The 17,575-nt window shown below is 65.0% G+C and carries 16 protein-coding genes; 4 read left to right on the top strand and 12 right to left on the bottom strand.

Annotation, left to right across the window (positions count from 1 at the left end; translation table 11 throughout):
• Window positions 1-4 precede the first annotated feature (4 nt).
• Together XH96_RS13340 and XH96_RS13335 are read right to left on the bottom strand one after the other, a co-directional pair.
• On the bottom strand, window positions 5-802 hold the full coding sequence (locus XH96_RS13340) for an enoyl-CoA hydratase/isomerase family protein (protein ID WP_194392891.1): 798 nt from the start codon (window positions 800-802) through the stop codon (window positions 5-7).
• A gap of 61 nt (window positions 803-863) precedes the next feature.
• A complete protein-coding gene (locus XH96_RS13335) occupies window positions 864-2,063 on the bottom strand; it encodes an alanine--glyoxylate aminotransferase family protein (RefSeq protein WP_194392890.1) in 1,200 nt (399 codons plus the stop codon).
• A 205-nt stretch (window positions 2,064-2,268) separates the two neighbouring features.
• Between XH96_RS13335 and XH96_RS13330 the strand changes: the two genes are divergently transcribed.
• Both XH96_RS13330 and XH96_RS13325 read left to right on the top strand, forming a co-directional pair.
• Complete coding sequence (locus XH96_RS13330) at window positions 2,269-5,277, top strand: FAD-binding and (Fe-S)-binding domain-containing protein (protein ID WP_194392889.1); 3,009 nt, start codon at window positions 2,269-2,271, stop codon at window positions 5,275-5,277.
• Window positions 5,270-5,698 carry a heme-binding protein gene (locus tag XH96_RS13325; protein ID WP_036007469.1) on the top strand — a complete coding sequence of 143 codons (429 nt, stop codon included), beginning with the start codon at window positions 5,270-5,272 and terminating at the stop codon, window positions 5,696-5,698. The genes XH96_RS13330 and XH96_RS13325 overlap by 8 nt, the downstream gene beginning before the upstream one ends.
• A 169-nt stretch (window positions 5,699-5,867) precedes the next feature.
• Here the strand turns inward: XH96_RS13325 and XH96_RS13320 are convergent, their stop codons facing one another.
• The 6 genes from XH96_RS13320 to XH96_RS13295 all read right to left on the bottom strand — a co-directional run bounded on the left by XH96_RS13320 (window position 5,868) and on the right by XH96_RS13295 (window position 12,776).
• A complete protein-coding gene (locus XH96_RS13320; protein WP_194392888.1) occupies window positions 5,868-6,650 on the bottom strand; it encodes an enoyl-CoA hydratase/isomerase family protein in 783 nt (260 codons plus the stop codon).
• 129 nt (window positions 6,651-6,779) lie between these two features.
• The gene (locus XH96_RS13315; protein ID WP_194392887.1) at window positions 6,780-8,870 is read right to left on the bottom strand and encodes a molybdopterin oxidoreductase family protein; all 2,091 of its coding nucleotides are present in this window, start codon (window positions 8,868-8,870) and stop codon (window positions 6,780-6,782) included.
• A gap of 204 nt (window positions 8,871-9,074) precedes the next feature.
• Window positions 9,075-9,881 carry an SDR family NAD(P)-dependent oxidoreductase gene (locus XH96_RS13310; protein WP_194392886.1) on the bottom strand — a complete coding sequence of 269 codons (807 nt, stop codon included), beginning with the start codon at window positions 9,879-9,881 and terminating at the stop codon, window positions 9,075-9,077.
• 22 nt (window positions 9,882-9,903) lie between these two features.
• Window positions 9,904-11,196: a TRAP transporter large permease gene (locus XH96_RS13305; protein WP_194392885.1), complete on the bottom strand. Its 1,293-nt coding sequence runs from the start codon at window positions 11,194-11,196 to the stop codon at window positions 9,904-9,906.
• Complete coding sequence (locus XH96_RS13300) at window positions 11,187-11,738, bottom strand: TRAP transporter small permease (RefSeq protein WP_194392884.1); 552 nt, start codon at window positions 11,736-11,738, stop codon at window positions 11,187-11,189. The genes XH96_RS13305 and XH96_RS13300 overlap by 10 nt, the downstream gene beginning before the upstream one ends.
• Before the next feature lie 66 nt (window positions 11,739-11,804).
• Window positions 11,805-12,776: a TRAP transporter substrate-binding protein gene (locus XH96_RS13295; protein ID WP_194392883.1), complete on the bottom strand. Its 972-nt coding sequence runs from the start codon at window positions 12,774-12,776 to the stop codon at window positions 11,805-11,807.
• 286 nt (window positions 12,777-13,062) lie between these two features.
• Between XH96_RS13295 and XH96_RS13290 the strand changes: the two genes are divergently transcribed.
• Window positions 13,063-13,839 carry a cyclase family protein gene (locus XH96_RS13290; RefSeq protein WP_194392882.1) on the top strand — a complete coding sequence of 259 codons (777 nt, stop codon included), beginning with the start codon at window positions 13,063-13,065 and terminating at the stop codon, window positions 13,837-13,839.
• Window positions 13,840-14,045: 206 nt separating this feature from the next.
• Here the strand turns inward: XH96_RS13290 and XH96_RS13285 are convergent, their stop codons facing one another.
• The 3 genes from XH96_RS13285 to XH96_RS13280 form a co-directional block, all read right to left on the bottom strand.
• Window positions 14,046-14,771, bottom strand: a complete 726-nt coding sequence (locus tag XH96_RS13285; protein WP_194392881.1) for a Crp/Fnr family transcriptional regulator — start codon at window positions 14,769-14,771, stop codon at window positions 14,046-14,048.
• Window positions 14,772-15,057: 286 nt separating this feature from the next.
• Window positions 15,058-15,186 carry a hypothetical protein gene (locus tag XH96_RS39620; protein ID WP_256439371.1) on the bottom strand — a complete coding sequence of 43 codons (129 nt, stop codon included), beginning with the start codon at window positions 15,184-15,186 and terminating at the stop codon, window positions 15,058-15,060.
• 92 nt (window positions 15,187-15,278) lie between these two features.
• The gene (locus XH96_RS13280; RefSeq protein ID WP_194392880.1) at window positions 15,279-15,992 is read right to left on the bottom strand and encodes a helix-turn-helix domain-containing protein; all 714 of its coding nucleotides are present in this window, start codon (window positions 15,990-15,992) and stop codon (window positions 15,279-15,281) included.
• Window positions 15,993-16,145: 153 nt separating this feature from the next.
• Between XH96_RS13280 and XH96_RS13275 the strand changes: the two genes are divergently transcribed.
• On the top strand, window positions 16,146-16,463 hold the full coding sequence (locus XH96_RS13275) for a cytochrome c (RefSeq protein ID WP_028181560.1): 318 nt from the start codon (window positions 16,146-16,148) through the stop codon (window positions 16,461-16,463).
• A gap of 6 nt (window positions 16,464-16,469) precedes the next feature.
• Here XH96_RS13275 and XH96_RS13270 read toward each other — a convergent pair whose 3' ends face one another.
• Window positions 16,470-17,573: an MlaD family protein gene (locus tag XH96_RS13270; RefSeq protein WP_194392879.1), complete on the bottom strand. Its 1,104-nt coding sequence runs from the start codon at window positions 17,571-17,573 to the stop codon at window positions 16,470-16,472.
• Between the last annotated feature and the right edge of the window lie 2 nt (window positions 17,574-17,575).

Raw genomic sequence — 17,575 nt, 5'->3', positions numbered from 1 at the left:
GAGTTTACTTGCCCTTCCAGACGGGCGCCCGTTTGTTGAGGAAGGCATCCATGCCCTCGCGGAAATCTTCGCTCATATAGGCCTTCAGGATCAGGTCCTCGCCCTCCTCGCGCGACAGCGTGCGGCGGATGCGGCGCACCGCCTCCTTGGTCGCCTCCAGCGTGAGCGGCGCGTGGCTGGCAACGAGCTTTGCGGTCTCGTCGGCGCGGCGTTGCAGCGTCTCGACGTCGGGCACGACCTCGTTGAGCAGGCCGAGCGCCAGCGCTTCCTGTGCCTCGACGAGGCGCGCCTTGAAGATCATGTCCTTGGTGCGGGCGGGGCCGACCAGCGCGACGATGCGGCTGACGTTCGACATCGACAGGCAGTTGCCGAGCGTGCGCGCGATCGGAAAGCCCATCCGCGTCGTCTCGGTGCCGATGCGCAGGTCGCAGCAGGCCGCGATGCCGGCGCCGCCGCCGGTGCAGGCGCCGGCAATGGCCGCGATCACGGGCACACGGCACTGCTCGAGCGTGCCGAGCACGCGGTCGATCCGCGCCTCGTAGTCGAGCGCATCCTGCGCGGTCTTGAAGGCACGGAATTGCGAGATGTCGGTGCCGGAGGCGAACGCCTTGTCGCCGGCACCGGTCAGGATCAGCGCCTTGATCGAGCGATCGGCATTGATCTCCTGGCAGATCTCCGCCATGCGGTCATACATGGCGAAGGTCATGGCGTTGCGCGCCTGCGGGCGGTTGAAGGTGATCCGCGCGATGCCGTCCTCGACGGAGTAGAGCAGGTCTTCGTTGGCAGTCGTCGGTGCGTTCATCGCGCGCTCTCTTCTTCGTTACGCCGGTTCAGGCCACCTGAACCTTCAAGCTATTCAGGCCTCAAGCCACCTGGGCCTTGGCCATCGGCACCGCGTCGCGTCCCTTCAGGACGTCCATGGCCGCGAGCACGCCGCCGCTCCGGTGCGGGATCTTTGCAAGATCCAGGCCCATCTCGACGCCGGCGAGCGTGCCCATCAGCATCAGGTCGTTGAAATGGCCGATATGGCCGATGCGGAACACCTTGCCCTTGACCTTGTTCAGGCCGGTGCCGAGCGACATGTCGAAATTTTCCAGCACGACCTTGCGGAAGGCGTCGGCGTCGTGTCCTTCCGGCACGCGCACACCGGTCAGCGCCGGCGAATGCGCGGCGGGATCGGCACATTGCGTCTCCAGGCCCCAGACCTTGACCGCGGCGCGCGTCGCAGCGCTGTGGCGCTTGTGGCGGGTCCAGACGTTCTCCAACCCCTCCTCTTCCAGCATCTTGACCGCTTCGCGCAGGCCGTAGAGCAGGTTGGTGGCGGGCGTATAGGGGAAGGTGCCGAGCTTGTTGAAGTTGATCACCTCCTGCCAATCCCAATAGGAACGCATGCCCGGGTTGGCCTTGGCCGCGGCAAGCGCCTTCTCCGAGACGGCGTTGAAGCCGAGCCCCGGTGGCAGCATCAGGCCCTTCTGGGAGCCGGCGACCGAAACATCGATGCCCCAGGCATCGTGCTCATATTCCATCGAGCCAAGGCCGGAGATGGTGTCGACCATCAGCAGCGCCGGATGCTTGACGCGATCGAGCAGCTTGCGCACTTCGAGCGGGGGTGTGACGCAGCCGGTCGAGGTCTCGTTGTGGACGACGCAGACCGCCTTGATCTTGTGCTGCTTGTCGGCGGCGAGGCGCTTCTCGATCTCGGCGATATCGGCGCCGTGGCGCCAGTCGCCCGGAATGAAGTCGACGTCGAGCTTGAACTTGTCGGCGATGCCGCGCCACAGCACGGCGAACTGGCCGGTCTCGCACATCAGGACCTTGTCGCCGGGCGCGAACACATTGACCATCGCCGCTTCCCAGGCGCCGGTGCCCGACGAGGGGAAGATGATCACGGGCTGCTTGGTGCGGAACACGCGCTGCATCGCAGCGAGAACGGCGAAACCGAGCTCGGCGAACTCCGGACCGCGGTGGTCCAGCGTCGGCATGTCCATCGCCCGCAGCACCCGGTCGGGCACGTTGGTCGGTCCTGGAATCTGTAGGAAATGCCTTCCACTATGCACGGTCATCGGCGTCCTTCCCGGTCGTTGAGGCTGTCTTGGCTCTGGCGTCCGTCAGCCCGCATTGAGGCTCCGGCGAGCCGCTCGCATATCACTATTCGCCGGGCTTGTCCCTCGCCCGGCGGAGTCCGTCAATGCACAAGAAGCAGGGCTCGCTTGCCAAGGGCCGTGACGGGAGGCAAAGACGGTGCAGGCGAACGGGCAAGAGCGGACCATGGCGGCGGAAGTGGCTGGAAAATCACCGGAATCGGTCCAAAAAGACGGTCTGGCGGCACGTCTGGCCCGGGAAATCACTGGCGACGTCCTGTTCGACCCCTTCAGCCGCGGCCGCTACGCCACCGACGCCTCGTTCTACCAGATCATGCCGGCCGGCGTGGTGGTGCCGCGCAGCATGGACGAGGCGCTGCGGGCACTGGCGATCGCCCGCGACGAGGGGCTGAAGGTCACCCCTCGCGGCGGCGGCACCTCGCAATGCGGCCAGACCGTCAACGACGGCCTGGTGGTCGATCTCTCCAAGCATCTGAACCGGATCCTGTCGCTCGATGTCGAAGGCCGCACCTGCGTGGTCGAGCCCGGCATCGTGCTCGACGACCTCAACCGCCAGCTCAGGAAGCACGGCCTGTGGTTTCCGGTGGACGTCTCCACCGCCTCGCGCGCCACCATCGGCGGCATGGCCGGCAACAATTCCTGCGGCGGCCGCTCGCTTCGCTACGGCACGATGCGTGACAACACGCTGTCGATGGAGGCCGCCATCGCCGACGGCACGCTGAGCCAATTTGGCGAGGTCTCGCGCGATCTCTCCGATCTCAAGGCTGGGGACGGCACCCGCGCCTTGTTCCGCGACATGCTCGATCTCGGAGCCCGCGAGGCCGACGAGATCGCGACACGCTTCCCCAAGGTGCAGCGCCGCGTCGGCGGCTACAATCTCGACGCCTTGGTGCCGCGCAACGCGCCGAACAACATGGCGCATCTCCTGGTCGGCTCCGAGGGCACGCTCGCCTTCACCACCAAGGTCGAGCTGAAGCTTTGGCCCGTGATCCGCAACAAGGCGCTCGGCGTCTGTCATTTCGGCAGCTTTTACCAGGCGATGGATGCGGCCCAGCATCTGGTGAAACTCAAGCCGATCGCGGTCGAGCTGGTCGACCGCACCATGATCGCGCTAGGCCGCGACATCGCGATGTTCAAGCCGATCATCAATGCGGCGATCAAGGGCGATCCGGACGCGGTGCTGGTGGTGGAGTTTGCGGAGGAAGACCAGGCGGACAATCTGGCGCGGCTCAGGCAGCTCGGCGAACTGATGGGGGACCTCGGCTTCGGCTGGAACAACGACAAGCGCAAATGGGGCGGCGTGGTGGAGATCACCGAGCCCGCGCTGCAGAGCGGCATTGCCGATTTCCGCGCCGCCGGCCTCAATGTCATGATGTCGATGAAGCAGGAGGGCAAGCCGGTCTCCTTCGTCGAGGACTGCGCGGTGCCGCTGCCGCATCTCGCCGACTACACGGCGCGGCTGAACGAGGTGTTCGCCAGGCACGGCACCAGCGGCACGATGTATGCGCATGCCTCGGAGGGCTGCCTGCATGTGCGTCCGGTGCTGAACCTGAAGCTGGAGAAGGACGTCAAGGCGATGCGTGCCATCGCCGAGGAGGCGTTTGCGCTGGTGCGCGAGTACAAGGGCTCGCATTCCGGCGAGCATGGCGACGGGCTGGTGCGCTCGGAATTCCACGAGACCATGTTCGGCGAGCGTCTCGTCGTCGATTTCAGGGAGGTGAAGCAGCGCTTCGATCCCGAGGGCGTCCTCAATCCCGGCAAGATCGTCGATGCGCCCAAAATGGACGACCGCTCGCTGTTCCGATTCAAGCCCGACTATCGCGTCGCCGAGCTGAAAACAAAACTCGACTGGTCAGCCTATCCCGGCGCCGGCGGCGGCTTCCAGGGCGCGGTCGAGATGTGCAACAACAACGGCGCCTGTCGCAAGCTCGAGGGCGGCGTGATGTGCCCCTCCTATCGCGCGACGCGCAACGAGAAGGATGTCACGCGAGGGCGTGCGAACACGCTGCGGCTTGCGATCTCGGGCCAGCTCGGCCCCGACGCGTTGGCGTCAGACGAGATGATGGAGACGCTGAAGCTCTGTGTCTCCTGCAAGGCCTGCCGCCATGAATGCCCGACCGGGGTCGACATGGCCAAGATGAAGATCGAGGTGCTGGCCGCGCGCGCTGCCACGCACGGCCTGACGTTGCGGGATCGGCTTGTGGGCTACCTCCCGCGCTATGCCGGACTCGCGTCGCGCTTCGCGCCGCTGGCCAATTTGCGCAATCGCAGCCCGCTGTTGCGAAAGCTGGTCGAGCGCTTTGCCGGCATCAGCGCGCGCAGGGCCCTGCCCGCCTTCCGCAGCGACGTGTTCGTGCCGCCCGCCGACAGCGTCGGCCCGGAGGGCGGCCGGGAGGTCGTGCTGTTCGCCGACACGTTCAACCGGATCTATGAGCGCGAGAATCTCGATGCGGCGCTACGCGTTCTGGTGGTCGGCGGCTATCGCGTGCATCTGCCGAAGCATGCGAACGGCAGCCGCCCACTGTGTTGCGGCCGCACGTTCCTCTCAGCCGGCCTCGTCGATGAAGCGAGGGCCGAGCTCGATCGGCTGGTGGCTGCCTTCGCGCCCTTCGCGGCGCGCGGCGTGCCGATCGTCGGGCTCGAGCCGAGCTGCCTGCTGACGCTGCGCGACGAGCTCGCCTCGCTGCGCAAGGACAACGACGCCAAGGCCGTCGGCGCCCATGCCCTCACCTTCGAGGAGTTTCTGGTGCGCGAGGCCGAGGCCGGCCGGCTGCAGCTGCCGCTCGGCACTGTCGCCGACAAAGCCATCGTGCACGGCCATTGCCATCAAAAGTCCTTCGGCGCCTTCAAGCCGGTCGAGCAGGTGCTGCGCCTCGTCCCCGGCCTGAAGGTCGAGACCATCGAGTCCAGCTGCTGCGGCATGGCCGGCGCCTTCGGTTACGGCGCGGACACTTATGACGCCTCGATCGAGATGGCCGAGCTGTCGCTGCTGCCTGCCGTCCGGCGCGCGGACCAGGATACGCTGGTCGTCGCCGACGGCACCTCGTGCCGGCACCAGATCCATGACGGCACGCAACGCGAGGCGCTTCACGTCGCGCGCGTGCTGGCGATGAGTTTCGATCGCGCCGAAACCCATTCCTCCTCTCAAGCTGCAAAGGAACCCAGCCATGGCTGACCTCACGCTCGATACCGCCCGCAAGATCCTCGACGCCGCCTTCGCGAAAGCCGGCGAGCTCAAGCTGAAGCCGCTGGTCGTCACCATCCTGGACGCGCGCGGCGTGCTCAAGCTCGCTGCCGCGCAGGACGGCACCAGCCTGATGCGCGCCGAGATCGCGCACGGCAAGGCCTATGGCGCCCTCGCGATGGGCATGGGCTCGCGGGCTCTATTCCAGCGCGCGCAGGAGCAGGCCTACTTCATCGATGCCGTAAACACGATCGCCAAAGGCGCGCTGGTGCCGGTCCCCGGCGGCGTGCTGATCATGGACGGCACGACGCTGCTCGGCGCCGTCGGCGTGTCGGGCGACACTTCCGACAATGACGAGGCCTGCGCTGTGGCGGGTATCCAGGCGGCGGGGCTGAAGGCGAACGCAGGGTGAGATCGTCCGGGGCGCGCCCACTTGGCGCGAGCCCGGAATCCATTTCTCCGCATTGCTTGTTGCACGATGGATTCCGGGCTCGCGCTACGCGCGCCCCGGAATGACGGCGGAGAATGCGGCTACATTCTCGTTGAAATCAAACTGAGGTGATAAACTCCGCTCGTGCCCCTCACCGTCCCGTCCAGACCGGCTTCCTCTTCTCGCTGAACGCCTTCAGCCCTTCCTTGGCGTCTTCGGTCATCGCCAGCAGCGCGATCTGGCTCTCGGTGTAGGCGATGCTCTCGTCGAACGACATCGAGGCGATCGCGCGCATAGCGTATTTGCCGCGGCGGATCGCGGTCGGCGACTTGTCGACGATGCGGCTGGTCAGCCAGTCGACCTTGGCATCTAACTCGGCCGTGGGCACGACGTAGTTGAGGAGGCCCGCGGCCTGCGCGGTCTTGGCGTCGAACGGTTCGCCCGTGAGCGCCCATTCGTTGACGAGGCGCGGCGGCGCGATGCTCTGGAGCAGGCTCAGCACCTGCATCGGGAAGACGCCGACCTTCACCTCCGGCAGGCCGAAGACGACGTGATCGGCCGCGACCGCCATATCGGTCATGCACAAGAGGCCCATGCCGCCGGCCATGCAGACACCACCGACCCGCGCAATCGCCGGCTTGGTGGCGTTCTGTGACAACCGCAGCAGATCGGCATAGTCGACATTTGGCTTGGAATGATCCATCGCGAAAGCCGCGCCGGAGTTCTGCAGGTCGGCGCCGGCACAGAACGCCTTGTCGCCGGCGCCCGTCAGCACGATGACGCGGACATCCTTGTCGTCATGCGCATCGCGATAGCCTTTGCTGATGCCGGCGATCACGTCGCCGTTCAACGCGTTGCGCTTCTCCGGACGGTTGATGGTGATCCAGAACGCCTGCCCGCGCTTCTCGGTGATGACGGCTGTGGTGTCGGTCATGGCACGCTCGCTTCCCTGGCTCCGCTTGCAGCCATTTGCGGCAGCTCGGGCGGGAGGTGCAAGCGCAAACTGCGGCAGGCCGCTGCTTTAGCGCCTCGACACAAATTGCCGGCCGATCGCCGTGCGCGCTCAGGCGGCGACCGCTTTCCTGATCCAGACCTTGTTGTCGTGGAACGCGGCCCCGCCGATCGGCGCGATCGTGTCCGCACCCGTCAGCGTGTTGATGCCGCGGCCACCGATATGGTTCTTGTTGGGATGAACGGACTCCGCGATCAGCACACCGCGCCGCACGCCCTCGAACAGCGTTGCGACCAGCGTGGTCTCGCCGCGGCCGTTGCCGAGCGTTACGGCGTCGCCATCGGCGATGTCGAACGCGGCCGCATCCAGGGGATGGATCATCACGCTCGCCTCGCCCTCGCGCGCCTGAGAGGACGGCGTCTCGTTGAAGGTGGTGTTGAGGAAGCTCCGCGAGGGGCTGGTCGCGAGCCGGAATGGGTGGGCCTGATCGGTGTGCTCGATCACCGCCCAATGGTCCGGCAGATCAGGCATCTTGTCGACATCGCCCATGGTCACACCGAACGGCGGATGCGCCCAGTCAGCCTTGAAGTGGAACTTCTTGTCGGCATGAGCAAAGCCATCGAGATAGTGCGAGGTGCGGAAATCCGGCTGCAGGTCGCGCCAGAGATCGGCTTCAAGGCCGGCGATGTCGCCGTGATCGCTCAGCTTCAGCGTCGCATCGATCAATTCGCGCGGCGTCATCTCGAAACCCGGATGCCTCGCGCCGAGCCGCGGCGCCAGCGCCTGCAAGACCTCGTGGTTGGAGCGGCATTCGCCGGGCGGATCGATCAGCTTCGGTCCGACCGAGATGTGCTGGTGGCCGCCACCGTAGTAGAGATCGTCGTGCTCCATGAACATGGTCGCCGGCAGCACGATGTCGGCCATCTGGGCCGTCTCGGTCATGAATTGCTCGTGCACCGCCACGAACAGATCCTCGCGCGCAAAGCCCTGCCGAACCAGCGCCTGCTCCGGCGCGACCGTCATCGGGTTGGTGTTCTGAATCAGCATCGCCTTGACCGTGCCCTTGCCTTGCAGGGCCTCGGCATCGCCGGTGAGGATTCGGCCGATCTGCGACTGGTCGAGCGCGCGCGTCGACTTGTCGATCGCGTCGTGGGCTTCGATGATGGATTCGTTGAAGTGCCACAGCGCATAATTGTTGAAGAACGCACCGCCGCCTTCATACTGCCAGGCGCCTGTCACTGCGGGAATGCACAACGCCGCATGCATCTGCGTCGCGCCGTTGCGCGAGCGGGTGAAGCCGTAACCAAGGCGCAGGAAGGTCCGCCTGGTCTCGCCAACGGCCTTGGCAAAGGCCTCGATCTCCGCCACGGGCACGCCGCAGATGGCAGACGCCCATTCCGGCGTGCGCGTCTTCAGATGCGCCTCGAGCTCGGCAGGACAGTCCGTGTACTTGTCCATGTAGGCGCGGTCGGCATAGCCGTCGCGGAACAGCACATGCATCACGCCGCACGCAAAGGCGCCGTCGGTGCCTGGACGCAGGATGATCTTGATGTCAGCCTGCTTCATGGTCTCGTTGTCGTAGATGTCGATCGCGGCGATCTTGGCGCCGCGCTCCTTGCGCGCACGGGCGGCGTGCGTCATCACGTTGACCTGGGTGTTGACGGGATTGGTACCCCAGATCACGACGAGGTCGGACAGCGCCATCTCACGCGGATCGACGCCGGCGATCTTGCCGGTGCCGATCGCGAACCCGATGCGCGCGACATTGGCGCAGATGGTCTGATAGAAGCGCGAGTATTTCTTCACATGGGTGAGGCGGTTGAGGCCGTCGCGCATCACGAGGCCCATCGTGCCGGCGTAGTAGTAGGGCCAGATCGATTCCGCGCCGAACTCGCGCTCGGCGGCATTGAAACGATGCCCGATCTCGTCCAGCGCCTCGTCCCAGGAGATCCGCGCGAATTGCCCTGAGCCCTTCGCACCCGTTCGGCGCATCGGATACATCAGCCGTTCGGGGTGATGGATGCGCTCGGCATAACGGGCAACCTTGGCGCAGACCACGCCCGCCGTGTAGGTCTGCTTTTTCGAGCCGCGGACGCGGCCGATGCTGCGGCCTTCGATCACCTCGACATCGAGGGCGCAGGCCGAGGGGCAATCATGCGGACAGGTCGAATGGCGGATTTCGATCTTGGCGTGCTGGTTCATGTCCCAGTTCGTAACACCAAAATACCAGCCAGCCGAGCGCATTTATCCGGCAAGGCCCATGCGATTTGCTCAAAGCGCACGCGCCGCCGGTTCCTGCTGCAACCGCGAAGACGGCTTGGTCAGGGAAAGCAGCGGCGGTTGCGCGCCGGCCGGTTTCCGACGGACGCGCGCCGCCAGCTAAACGGCCAGATGCGAATGCCTTCCCTATTTGTGCAGCTGGGTGAGACCAGTCGGCGGGCCGTCGACCGCCGTCCAGCCACCGTCGACGAACAGCGTGCTGCCGCTGACATAGCTCGCGGCGTCCGAGGCGAGATAGGCGACCGCGGTGGCGACCTCGTCGGCACTGCTCCAGCGGTTGAACACGGTGTGGCGGGCGTAGAGATCGTAGATGTCGGGGCGCTGTTTGAACGGGCCGGTCAGCGCGGTCTCGGCGATGCTCGGCGCAATCGCGTTGACGCGCACGCCTGCGTGGCCGACCTCGGAGGCAAAGCCCTTCACCAGCAGGCCGATCGCCGCCTTGGTCGAGCCGTAGACGCCGAGACCGGGCTCGATGGTGACCGCGCGCACCGAGGAGCAGGCGATGATGCTGCCACCCTTCTGCTCGACCATGATGCGACCGAAGGCCTGGAAGAACCAGACCGTGCCCTTGACGTTGAGGTTGAGGACGCGGTCGAGATCCTCCTCGGTATAGTCGAGGATGGTCTTGCGAATGTTGAGCCCGGGCGTCGTCACGGCGATGTCGAGCCGCGGAGACTTCTGCATCACGGTTGTGGCGAGCGCGTTGACCTCCGCAGCACTCGCCGCGTCGCAGCTGGCTGCCTCCGCCCAGCCGCCCTTGTCGCGAATGCCGGCGGCGGTCGCCTCCGCAGCGTCAAGCGCGCGATCGGCGCAGACGACGCGGGCGCCGAGCCCGGCCAGCGCCTCGGCCGACGATTTGCCGATGCCCGAGGCGGCGCCGAGGACGACTGCGGTCTTGCCGGTGAGATCGAACAGCTTGCGATAGTCGGTCACTGATAGTTTCTCCCTGATACTGCTAGCCCTTGTAGCCCATCAAGAGGCGCGGCAGCCACAGCGAGAATGCAGGGACATAGGTCACGAACATCAGTGCTGCGATCAGCGCGGCATAGAACGGCAGGATGGTGCGCATCACGGCACCGACCGAGATGCCGCCGATGGCGCAGCCGACGAACTGCGTAGTCCCAACCGGAGGCGTGTTGAGCCCGAGTGCACAGTTGATCAGCATCAGCATGCCGAACTGCACGGGATCCATGCCCGCCTTCATCGCGATCGGCAGGAAGATCGGGGTGCAGATCAGGATGGTCGCCGCCATGTCCATGAACGTGCCGAGCACGAACAGGATGACGTTGATGAGCAGGAAGATCATCCAGGGTTGCGTAGAGACCTTGCTCATCATTTCGCCGGCAAGGTCGGCAACCTCGTAAAGTCCCATCAGGTACTGGAACATCGTGGAGACGCCGATCAGCAGCAGCACCACGCCCGTCGTTTTCACTGCCTTGGCCGCGGCCCGCAGGAAATTCTGCAAGGTCATGGTGCGGTAGATGAAGAAGGTCAGCAGGATCGTGTAGGTGACCGCGATGGCCGCCGATTCGGTTGCCGTGAAGATGCCGGACAGGATGCCGGCCAGGATGATGCCGACGATCAAAAGCCCCGGCAACGCGGCTGCCAGCGAGCGGACCACCTCGGCCCAGCCCGGGAACTTGCCAGCGGGATAACCGCGCTTCACCGCGACTGCGTAGGCGGCGACCAGCATGCACACCATCAGCACCAGTGCCGGCAGCAGACCCGCGGCGATCAGCGCACCGATCGAGACCTTGCCGCCGGCGGCCAGCGCATAGATGATCATGTTGTGGCTGGTCGGCATCAAGGCTCCGACCAGCGAGGCATGGGTGGTAACGTTGACGGCGTAGTCGGTGTCGAAACCTTCCTTCTTCATCATCGGGATCATCACCGCGCCCATCGCCGACACGTCGGCCACGGGCGAGCCGGAGACGCCGCCGAACAGCGTGCAGGCGACCACGTTCGACATGCCGAGCCCGCCGCGGATGTGTCCGACGAGGTTCTTGGCGAGTTGCACGATCTTGTCGGCGACGCCGCCATGCAGCATCAGTTCACCGCTGAAGACGAAGAACGGAATGGCGAGGAACGAGAAGATGTTCATCCCCGACATCATCTGCTGGAAGATGACGGCGACCGGCAGGCCCTCGTAGAGGATGGTGCAGATCGCCGACAGGCCGATCGCAAAGGCGACGGGGACGCCGAGGATCAGGAAGCCGAAGAATGTGGCGCCGAGGATGATCAGTTCCATGAGGGCACGACCTCTTCGCCGCGCAGGAGAGCGATGATGTGCTCGATGGAAAAGGAGAGGATCAGGACGCCGGAAGCGATCAGCGGCACGTAGCGGATGACTTCAGGCAGACCGAGATTGGGAATCTTCACGGTGCCGACCGACGCGCCGAGGATCCAGCCGTTATAGGCCATCGCAATGCCGAACAGGGCGACCAGAACGTGGATCACGATCTCGATCTTCTCCCGCACGTGATCCGGAAGCATGACCAGCAGACTGTCCATGCCGATGTGCCCGGCATCGCGCACGCCGACCGCGGCACCGATCAGCGTGACGTAGAGGATCAGGACCAGCGCGAGGTTCTCCGTCCAGGTCGGGCTGGAGTTCAGCACGTAGCGACCGAACACCTGGTAGAAGACAATCGTGACGATGACGAGCAGACCGGTCACCGACAGATACATCCCCACGCGCGCAACGGTGGCGTTGATCCGCGACAGCGGGCCGGTGGACGGGCGTGTCGCTACGGCGCCCTGCTCGTGGCTTGCGACGTGTGGGTCTGTCATCCCGCGCCTCCATGCGGAGTCCCGGTGCCGCCGCGTGGCGACGCCGGACCCCGTCGCCGCCGTATCTTACTTCGTGTCCCGGATACGCTTGACGAGGCTCTGGAGCTTCTCGTCGCCGGCGAACTTCTGGTACACCGGGTTCATCGCATCGACGAATTCCGCCTTGTTGGCGATCGTGACGACCTGAACGCCGGCGGCCTCGACGGTCTTGCGGGAGGCCTGCTCACGCTCGTCCCAGAGCTTGCGCATGACGGGCACCGATTCCTTGGCCGCCTTGCGGATCATGGCCTGATCGTCCTTGCTCAGCGTGTCCCAGACCTTCTTCGAGATCACGAGGACTTCCGGAGCGAGGGAGTGCTCGGTGATGTTGTAGAACTTGGCAGCCTCGAAGTGACGCGAGGATTCGTAGGACGGCCAGTTGTTCTCGGCAGCGTCGACGAGGCCGGTCTTGAGCGCGGTATAGACCTCGCCGTACGGCATCGGCGTCGGGTTGGCGCCGAGGCTCTGGATCATGCCGACCCACAGGTCGGACTGCTGGACGCGAATCTTCAAACCCTTCAGATCCGCAAGCGACTTGACCGGCGCCTTCACGGTGTAAATGGACCGGGCGCCGCTATCGTAATAGGCAAGCCCCACCAAGCCAGCGGGCTCCATCGCCGCCAGGATCTCGTCGCCGATCGGCCCGTCGAGGACGGTGCGCATGTGCTGCGTATCCCGGAAGACGAAGGGCAGGCACAGCGCGATGGTCTCAGGCACGAAGTTGTTGAGCGGCGATGCGTTGATCCGCATCATGTCGAGCGCACCGATCTTGAGCTGCTCGATCGTGTCCTTCTCGGAGCCCAGGGCGCCGTTCGGAAACACCTTCACGCCGAGCTTGCCCCCGCTCGCCGCCGCGAGCTGCTTGCCCATGAACTTGACGGCCTCGACGGTCGGATAGTCGGCGGGGTGAATGTCGGCGGAACGGAAGTCGCGTGCGGTCGCCAGGGGCGCTGAAACCGCCAGTGCAACGGCCATGATAATGCCGGTGATTCTCTTCATCTGGGCTCTCCTCCTGGATTGATTATATCGTTGTCGGGGCAGATGCTCGGCCGCCTTGGGTCGCTCCCCTTCTGGTGTGAAGTCAAGCGCCAATGTCGTCCCTAGGGCGGACGGCATTCTCTGTCCAAGCCAAATCCGGCATCGATCAATGCAGGAGTTGCATCGATCAATCTGGCGCAGTTCTTGGAGACGACGGACCGGGTTGACGTCGCCGGCACGTGACTTGACCCAACCAATGGAGGCCCCTCAAGATGCCGGAAACTTCGGACGATCTCGAGGAATACCCATGCCGCGGAAGCTGATCGATATCTCGGTGCCGCTCACAAACGACGTGACCGCCGATCCGCCGGGCAATCACCCGACGATCGAGTATATCGATCACCAGCAGGGGCTGCCGCGCATGCTGCAGTTCTTCGACGGCCTCAAGGCGCAGGATCTGCCTGATGGTCAGGGCTGGGCCGTCGAGCAGGTCTCGCTGTCGACCCACAACGGGACGCATCTCGATGCGCCCTGGCACTTCCATCCCACCATGAACCGCGGCGAGCGGTCATGGACGATCGACGAGGTACCGCTCGAATGGTGCCTGCAGCCCGGCGTGAAGCTCGACTTCCGGCATCTGCCCGACGGCTACGTGGCAAGTGCGGCCGACGTCGAGACGGAGCTGAAGCGCATCGGGCACACGCTGTCGCCGCTGGAGATCGTCGTCCTCAACACCAGCGCCGGCGCGAAGTTCGGAAGGGCCGACTATGTCAATTCCGGCTGCGGCATGGGCTATGAAGCCACCATGTACCTGCTCGAACGCGGCGTGCGGCTGACGGGCACCGATGGCTGGAGCTGGGACGCGCCGTTCGTCTATACCGCGCGGAAGTATGCCGAAACGAAAGATGCCAGCCTGATCTGGGAAGGCCACAAGGCGGGACGGCACATCGGCTATTGCCATCTCGAAAAGCTGCACAATCTCGACCAGCTGCCATCGACCGGATTCACGATCTCGTGTTTTCCGGTGAAGATCGAGCGCGCTTCCGCGGGCTGGACCCGCGCGGTCGCCATCATCGATAGCTAGAGCAGCGATGAGATCAGTTCGATCGCCACAACGGAGGTGAACTCCCTACCGCTTGCGGGAGAGGGTATTTCCGCGATGGGATAATCCCCCAGAGGAGAAAGCCCTCACCCGCGCCTTCGGCGCGATCTCTTCCGCAGGCGGGAGAGGTCGCACCGAGCCCGTGGCAATCGATTCAATCTAAGCCATTCCGCTTTAGGCAGACGCCGTCAGTCGTCGAGGCCGCTCTCGGCGAGCTCGCGCAACGCGTCCGTATCCAGCACCACGATGGCGCCGTGCTCGAGGCGAACCCAGTTACGTCCGGCCCAGACGCGCAATTGCTTGTTGATGCTCTCGCGCGTCATCCCCACCATCTCGCTGATTTCCTGCTGCGTGATGGCGAGCGTGCCGCTGCCGGAATCGAGCTTGCGCTCCTCGGTGAGGCCGAGCAGCGCACTCGCGAGCCGGCCCGGCAGATTCTGGAGGATCACCTGCTCGACCTGCTGGCTGGTCCAGCGCAGACGCGCGCATAGCAGCTCGATGAATTTCATCGCCAGTGCCGGCTGGCTCTTGACGAAGGGCAGGAAGTCCCGGCGATCAATGACGTAGAGCTCGCAATTGGTGTTGGCGGTCGCATCCGCCGACCTGGGGGCGCCGTCGAGCACCGCGATCTCGCCGAAGATTTCACCCGGACCGATCAGATTGAGGATGGCGTTCCGTCCGTCGGGCGACGAGGACGAAATCTTCACCGTCCCCGTGACCACCGCGAACAGGCTGTTGCCGGGATCGCCCTTGGCGGCGATCGTTGCGCCGCGCTTGACGGTGGTGTGCTTGGCGTAGCGGCAGAGCTGATCGAGCGCTTCCGGCTCCAGATCCGCGAAGATCGGGTGCTTGCGCAAGACCGATAATTTGCTGCTCGCCGACTGTCGGGGATCGCCGATCTTGTCCTGAGGCACGCCGCGGGGCTCCTAAGACTACGAGGCACTGGGTTCCTGCGTAGTCAACGTTATCAGGCTTTTCAACCGGAAAGCACGCGCGGGATTCGAGGCAAATGCCCCCAAAAGGACGTGGTACGGCCGAGAATTCACATCCGAAGGATGCATGGACGCGTCTCGGCTGACGCAGAGTTGCAGGCAGCACAGGCTGTGATTGCGTCGCGCTGCCGCCGAGGGTCACCGCCGGCCCGGCAAGACGAGGCGGTCGACACGCCGGAAGCGGACGAAGACCTGAGGCGCTTCAGCTTCAGCGCTTGGTATCCGGATCGAGCCGGCCCGCGCTGGTTTGACGGTCTGCCCAAGCCAGAACCGCGGCGAATGCGACGAAGATCGCGACGACGACGATGGTCACCAGCAATGCGTCAGCAGGCATCATGCTCCTCCCGGATTGTTTGCAGCATTGTTTTGCTGCGCACGGCCGGCGTCATTGATCGGGATCAAACGCCCTGGGGCGTTGTGGACAGGAGGTCAGGCCGCAGCCATGGCCTCGACGCGAGCCGGATCGAGCAGGCTGATGCCGCCGTGGATGATCTCGATCACGCCCTGACGCTCCAGCTTGGTGAAGGTGCGACTCACGGTTTCGATGGTCAGGCCGAGATAATCGGCGATGTCCTGACGACTCATCGGAAGCGGCACCGTGTTGGAGAGCCCCTTGAGCGCGACCAGCCGCTCGCGCCAGCCGAGCAGAAAGGTCGCGACCTTCTCGTCGGCCGAGCGTCGGCCGAGCAGGACCATATGGTCGCGGGCCTGGCTCAACTCGCGAATGGCCAGCTCGTTGATTCGCCTGAGCAGCTGCGGCCGATCCTCGATGAAACGGCTGAAGGGCGCTTTTGCGAATTGGCACACGGTCACCGCGCCGATCGCATCGGCCGAGAAGTTGTGCCGGCCGGACAGATTCATGCCCAGGAAGTCACCGGGCAAGGCAAAGCCGACGATCTGCCGCCGGCCGTCGGGCAGCAGCTTGTACAACCGCATGACGCCTTCGAGAACGTTGTAGAATGAGGTCGTAATCTCCTCCTCGGAGAACACGGTCTCGCCCGAGCCAAAATGGACGCGGCGGCCGAGATGCTCGAATTCCCTGAGCTCGGCCGCATCCAGCGACGAACAAACCGCAGCTCCGCGCACGGCGCAATCGTCGCAAAAATGTCCGTTCGGCTCAATCGTGACCACGGAAGGCTTCATCCACCGCTCCTCGCGCGGGCTATCCCCGACACCAGGCCGAGTCCACCACGCGATTGCATTTTACTGCATCGCGCCAAAGCCGATTGACTCAGATCAAATTTGAGTGGCATCCCCGTCTTATTCTGCGCCCACGGTTCGACGGGATCACCTTCCATGCTGCAAAGCGCTCTGCGTCACGGCCTGATCGGGCTGCTTCTGACTACGCCTGCGCTGGCGGCCCCCACGGCCGAACAGCGCGGCAAGGCATTTGCTCGGGCCAATTGCGCCCGCTGTCACGCCATCGACCGCGTCTCCAAGAGCCCGGTCGAGATCGCGCCTCCGTTGCGCACCCTGCATCGCCGCTATCCGATCGACAGCCTTGGCGAGGCGCTGGCCGAGGGCATCTACACCGGCCACGCCGACATGCCGGTCTTCGAGCTCAATCCGGACCAGATCCACGATCTCCTGTCCTACCTCAAGACGCTGGAATAGTCGGCCTCACACCGCCTGCACGGTCCAACCGATCAACTCCTTTACGATGCGCGCGAAGGCCGCATCGAAGGCGGCGACCGCCGCGGCCGGCTCGACCTTGTCGAGCTTCTCGCTGGTCTCAATGAGGCGCGAGGCGATCACCTTGCCGTTCTTGTCGACGATCCGCGCCGACAGTCCGATCTCGGCCCGAATCTCACCCTCCGTGGCGATCCGGAAGCGCCGGATATCGATCAGGAGCTGGTAATCCGCCTGCCCGAGGTCCGACGTGCGCAGCGGGGCGTGGGCGATGTCGTAGTTCTCGAAGCTGTCGATCAGGCGCGCCTGCACCAGTTTCGGAATGCTGTCGGCCCAGAGGAACTCCCCAAAGCCCGGCCTGTCCCCGGCGGGCGCGAACAGCATCCGCTGGGTCTGCAGCATTGCGACGGCTGTCGGCTCGGGAATCGCCAGTGAAGCGGCCAGCGTCTTGCCGGCCGGGCCGAGGTTCTGCGGCGTGCGCAGGTCGTAGGTGACCTTCTGCGCGGGCGTGCCGCCGCCGGTCATCTTCTCGAGGCCCGCCAGAATCCCGTCGATCTTGCCGGTGTTGCGCGCGAGCCCGTCGGAGAAGGTCTTGAAATTCGCAATAGTGTCCTTCAGCGGGCCGGAATTGTCCTGAAGCACCGTGTCGACACGCCGCAGCGCGTCGCGCGCCGCCTGCGTCATGCTCTGGCCGGCGCCGGCCTCCGCAATCAAGGTCAAGGGCTCGCCGGATTTGGCGACGATCACGCCGCCCTCCAACGTCACCACCGGCACACCGGTGAGGCCCTGGAATTCGAGGCCGACCTTGGTGTCGGAGCGGACCGGCGTCGCGGTGGCAACCGAGATCGTCGCATTGACGAAGCGCGGGTTGTCCGGCGCGAGCCCGAGCTGGGTCACCTCTCCGACGCGAATGCCGTTGAACAGCACGCCGGCGCCGACCAGGAGGCCGGGCACCGGCCCCTGGAATTGCACGTGGTAGTTCGTGCGTGGCCCGATGCCGCCGGTGTTGTTCAGCCAATAGACGAAGCCGAACACCGCGAGGATCGCGGCCAGCACGAAGCTGCCGATCAGCACGTAGGGAGCGCGGGTTTCCATCT

The sequence above is a fragment of the Bradyrhizobium sp. CCBAU 51765 genome (genome assembly GCF_015291725.1).
Lineage (GTDB): Bacteria > Pseudomonadota > Alphaproteobacteria > Rhizobiales > Xanthobacteraceae > Bradyrhizobium > Bradyrhizobium liaoningense.
This window is presented reverse-complemented; position numbering and strand designations above follow the sequence as displayed.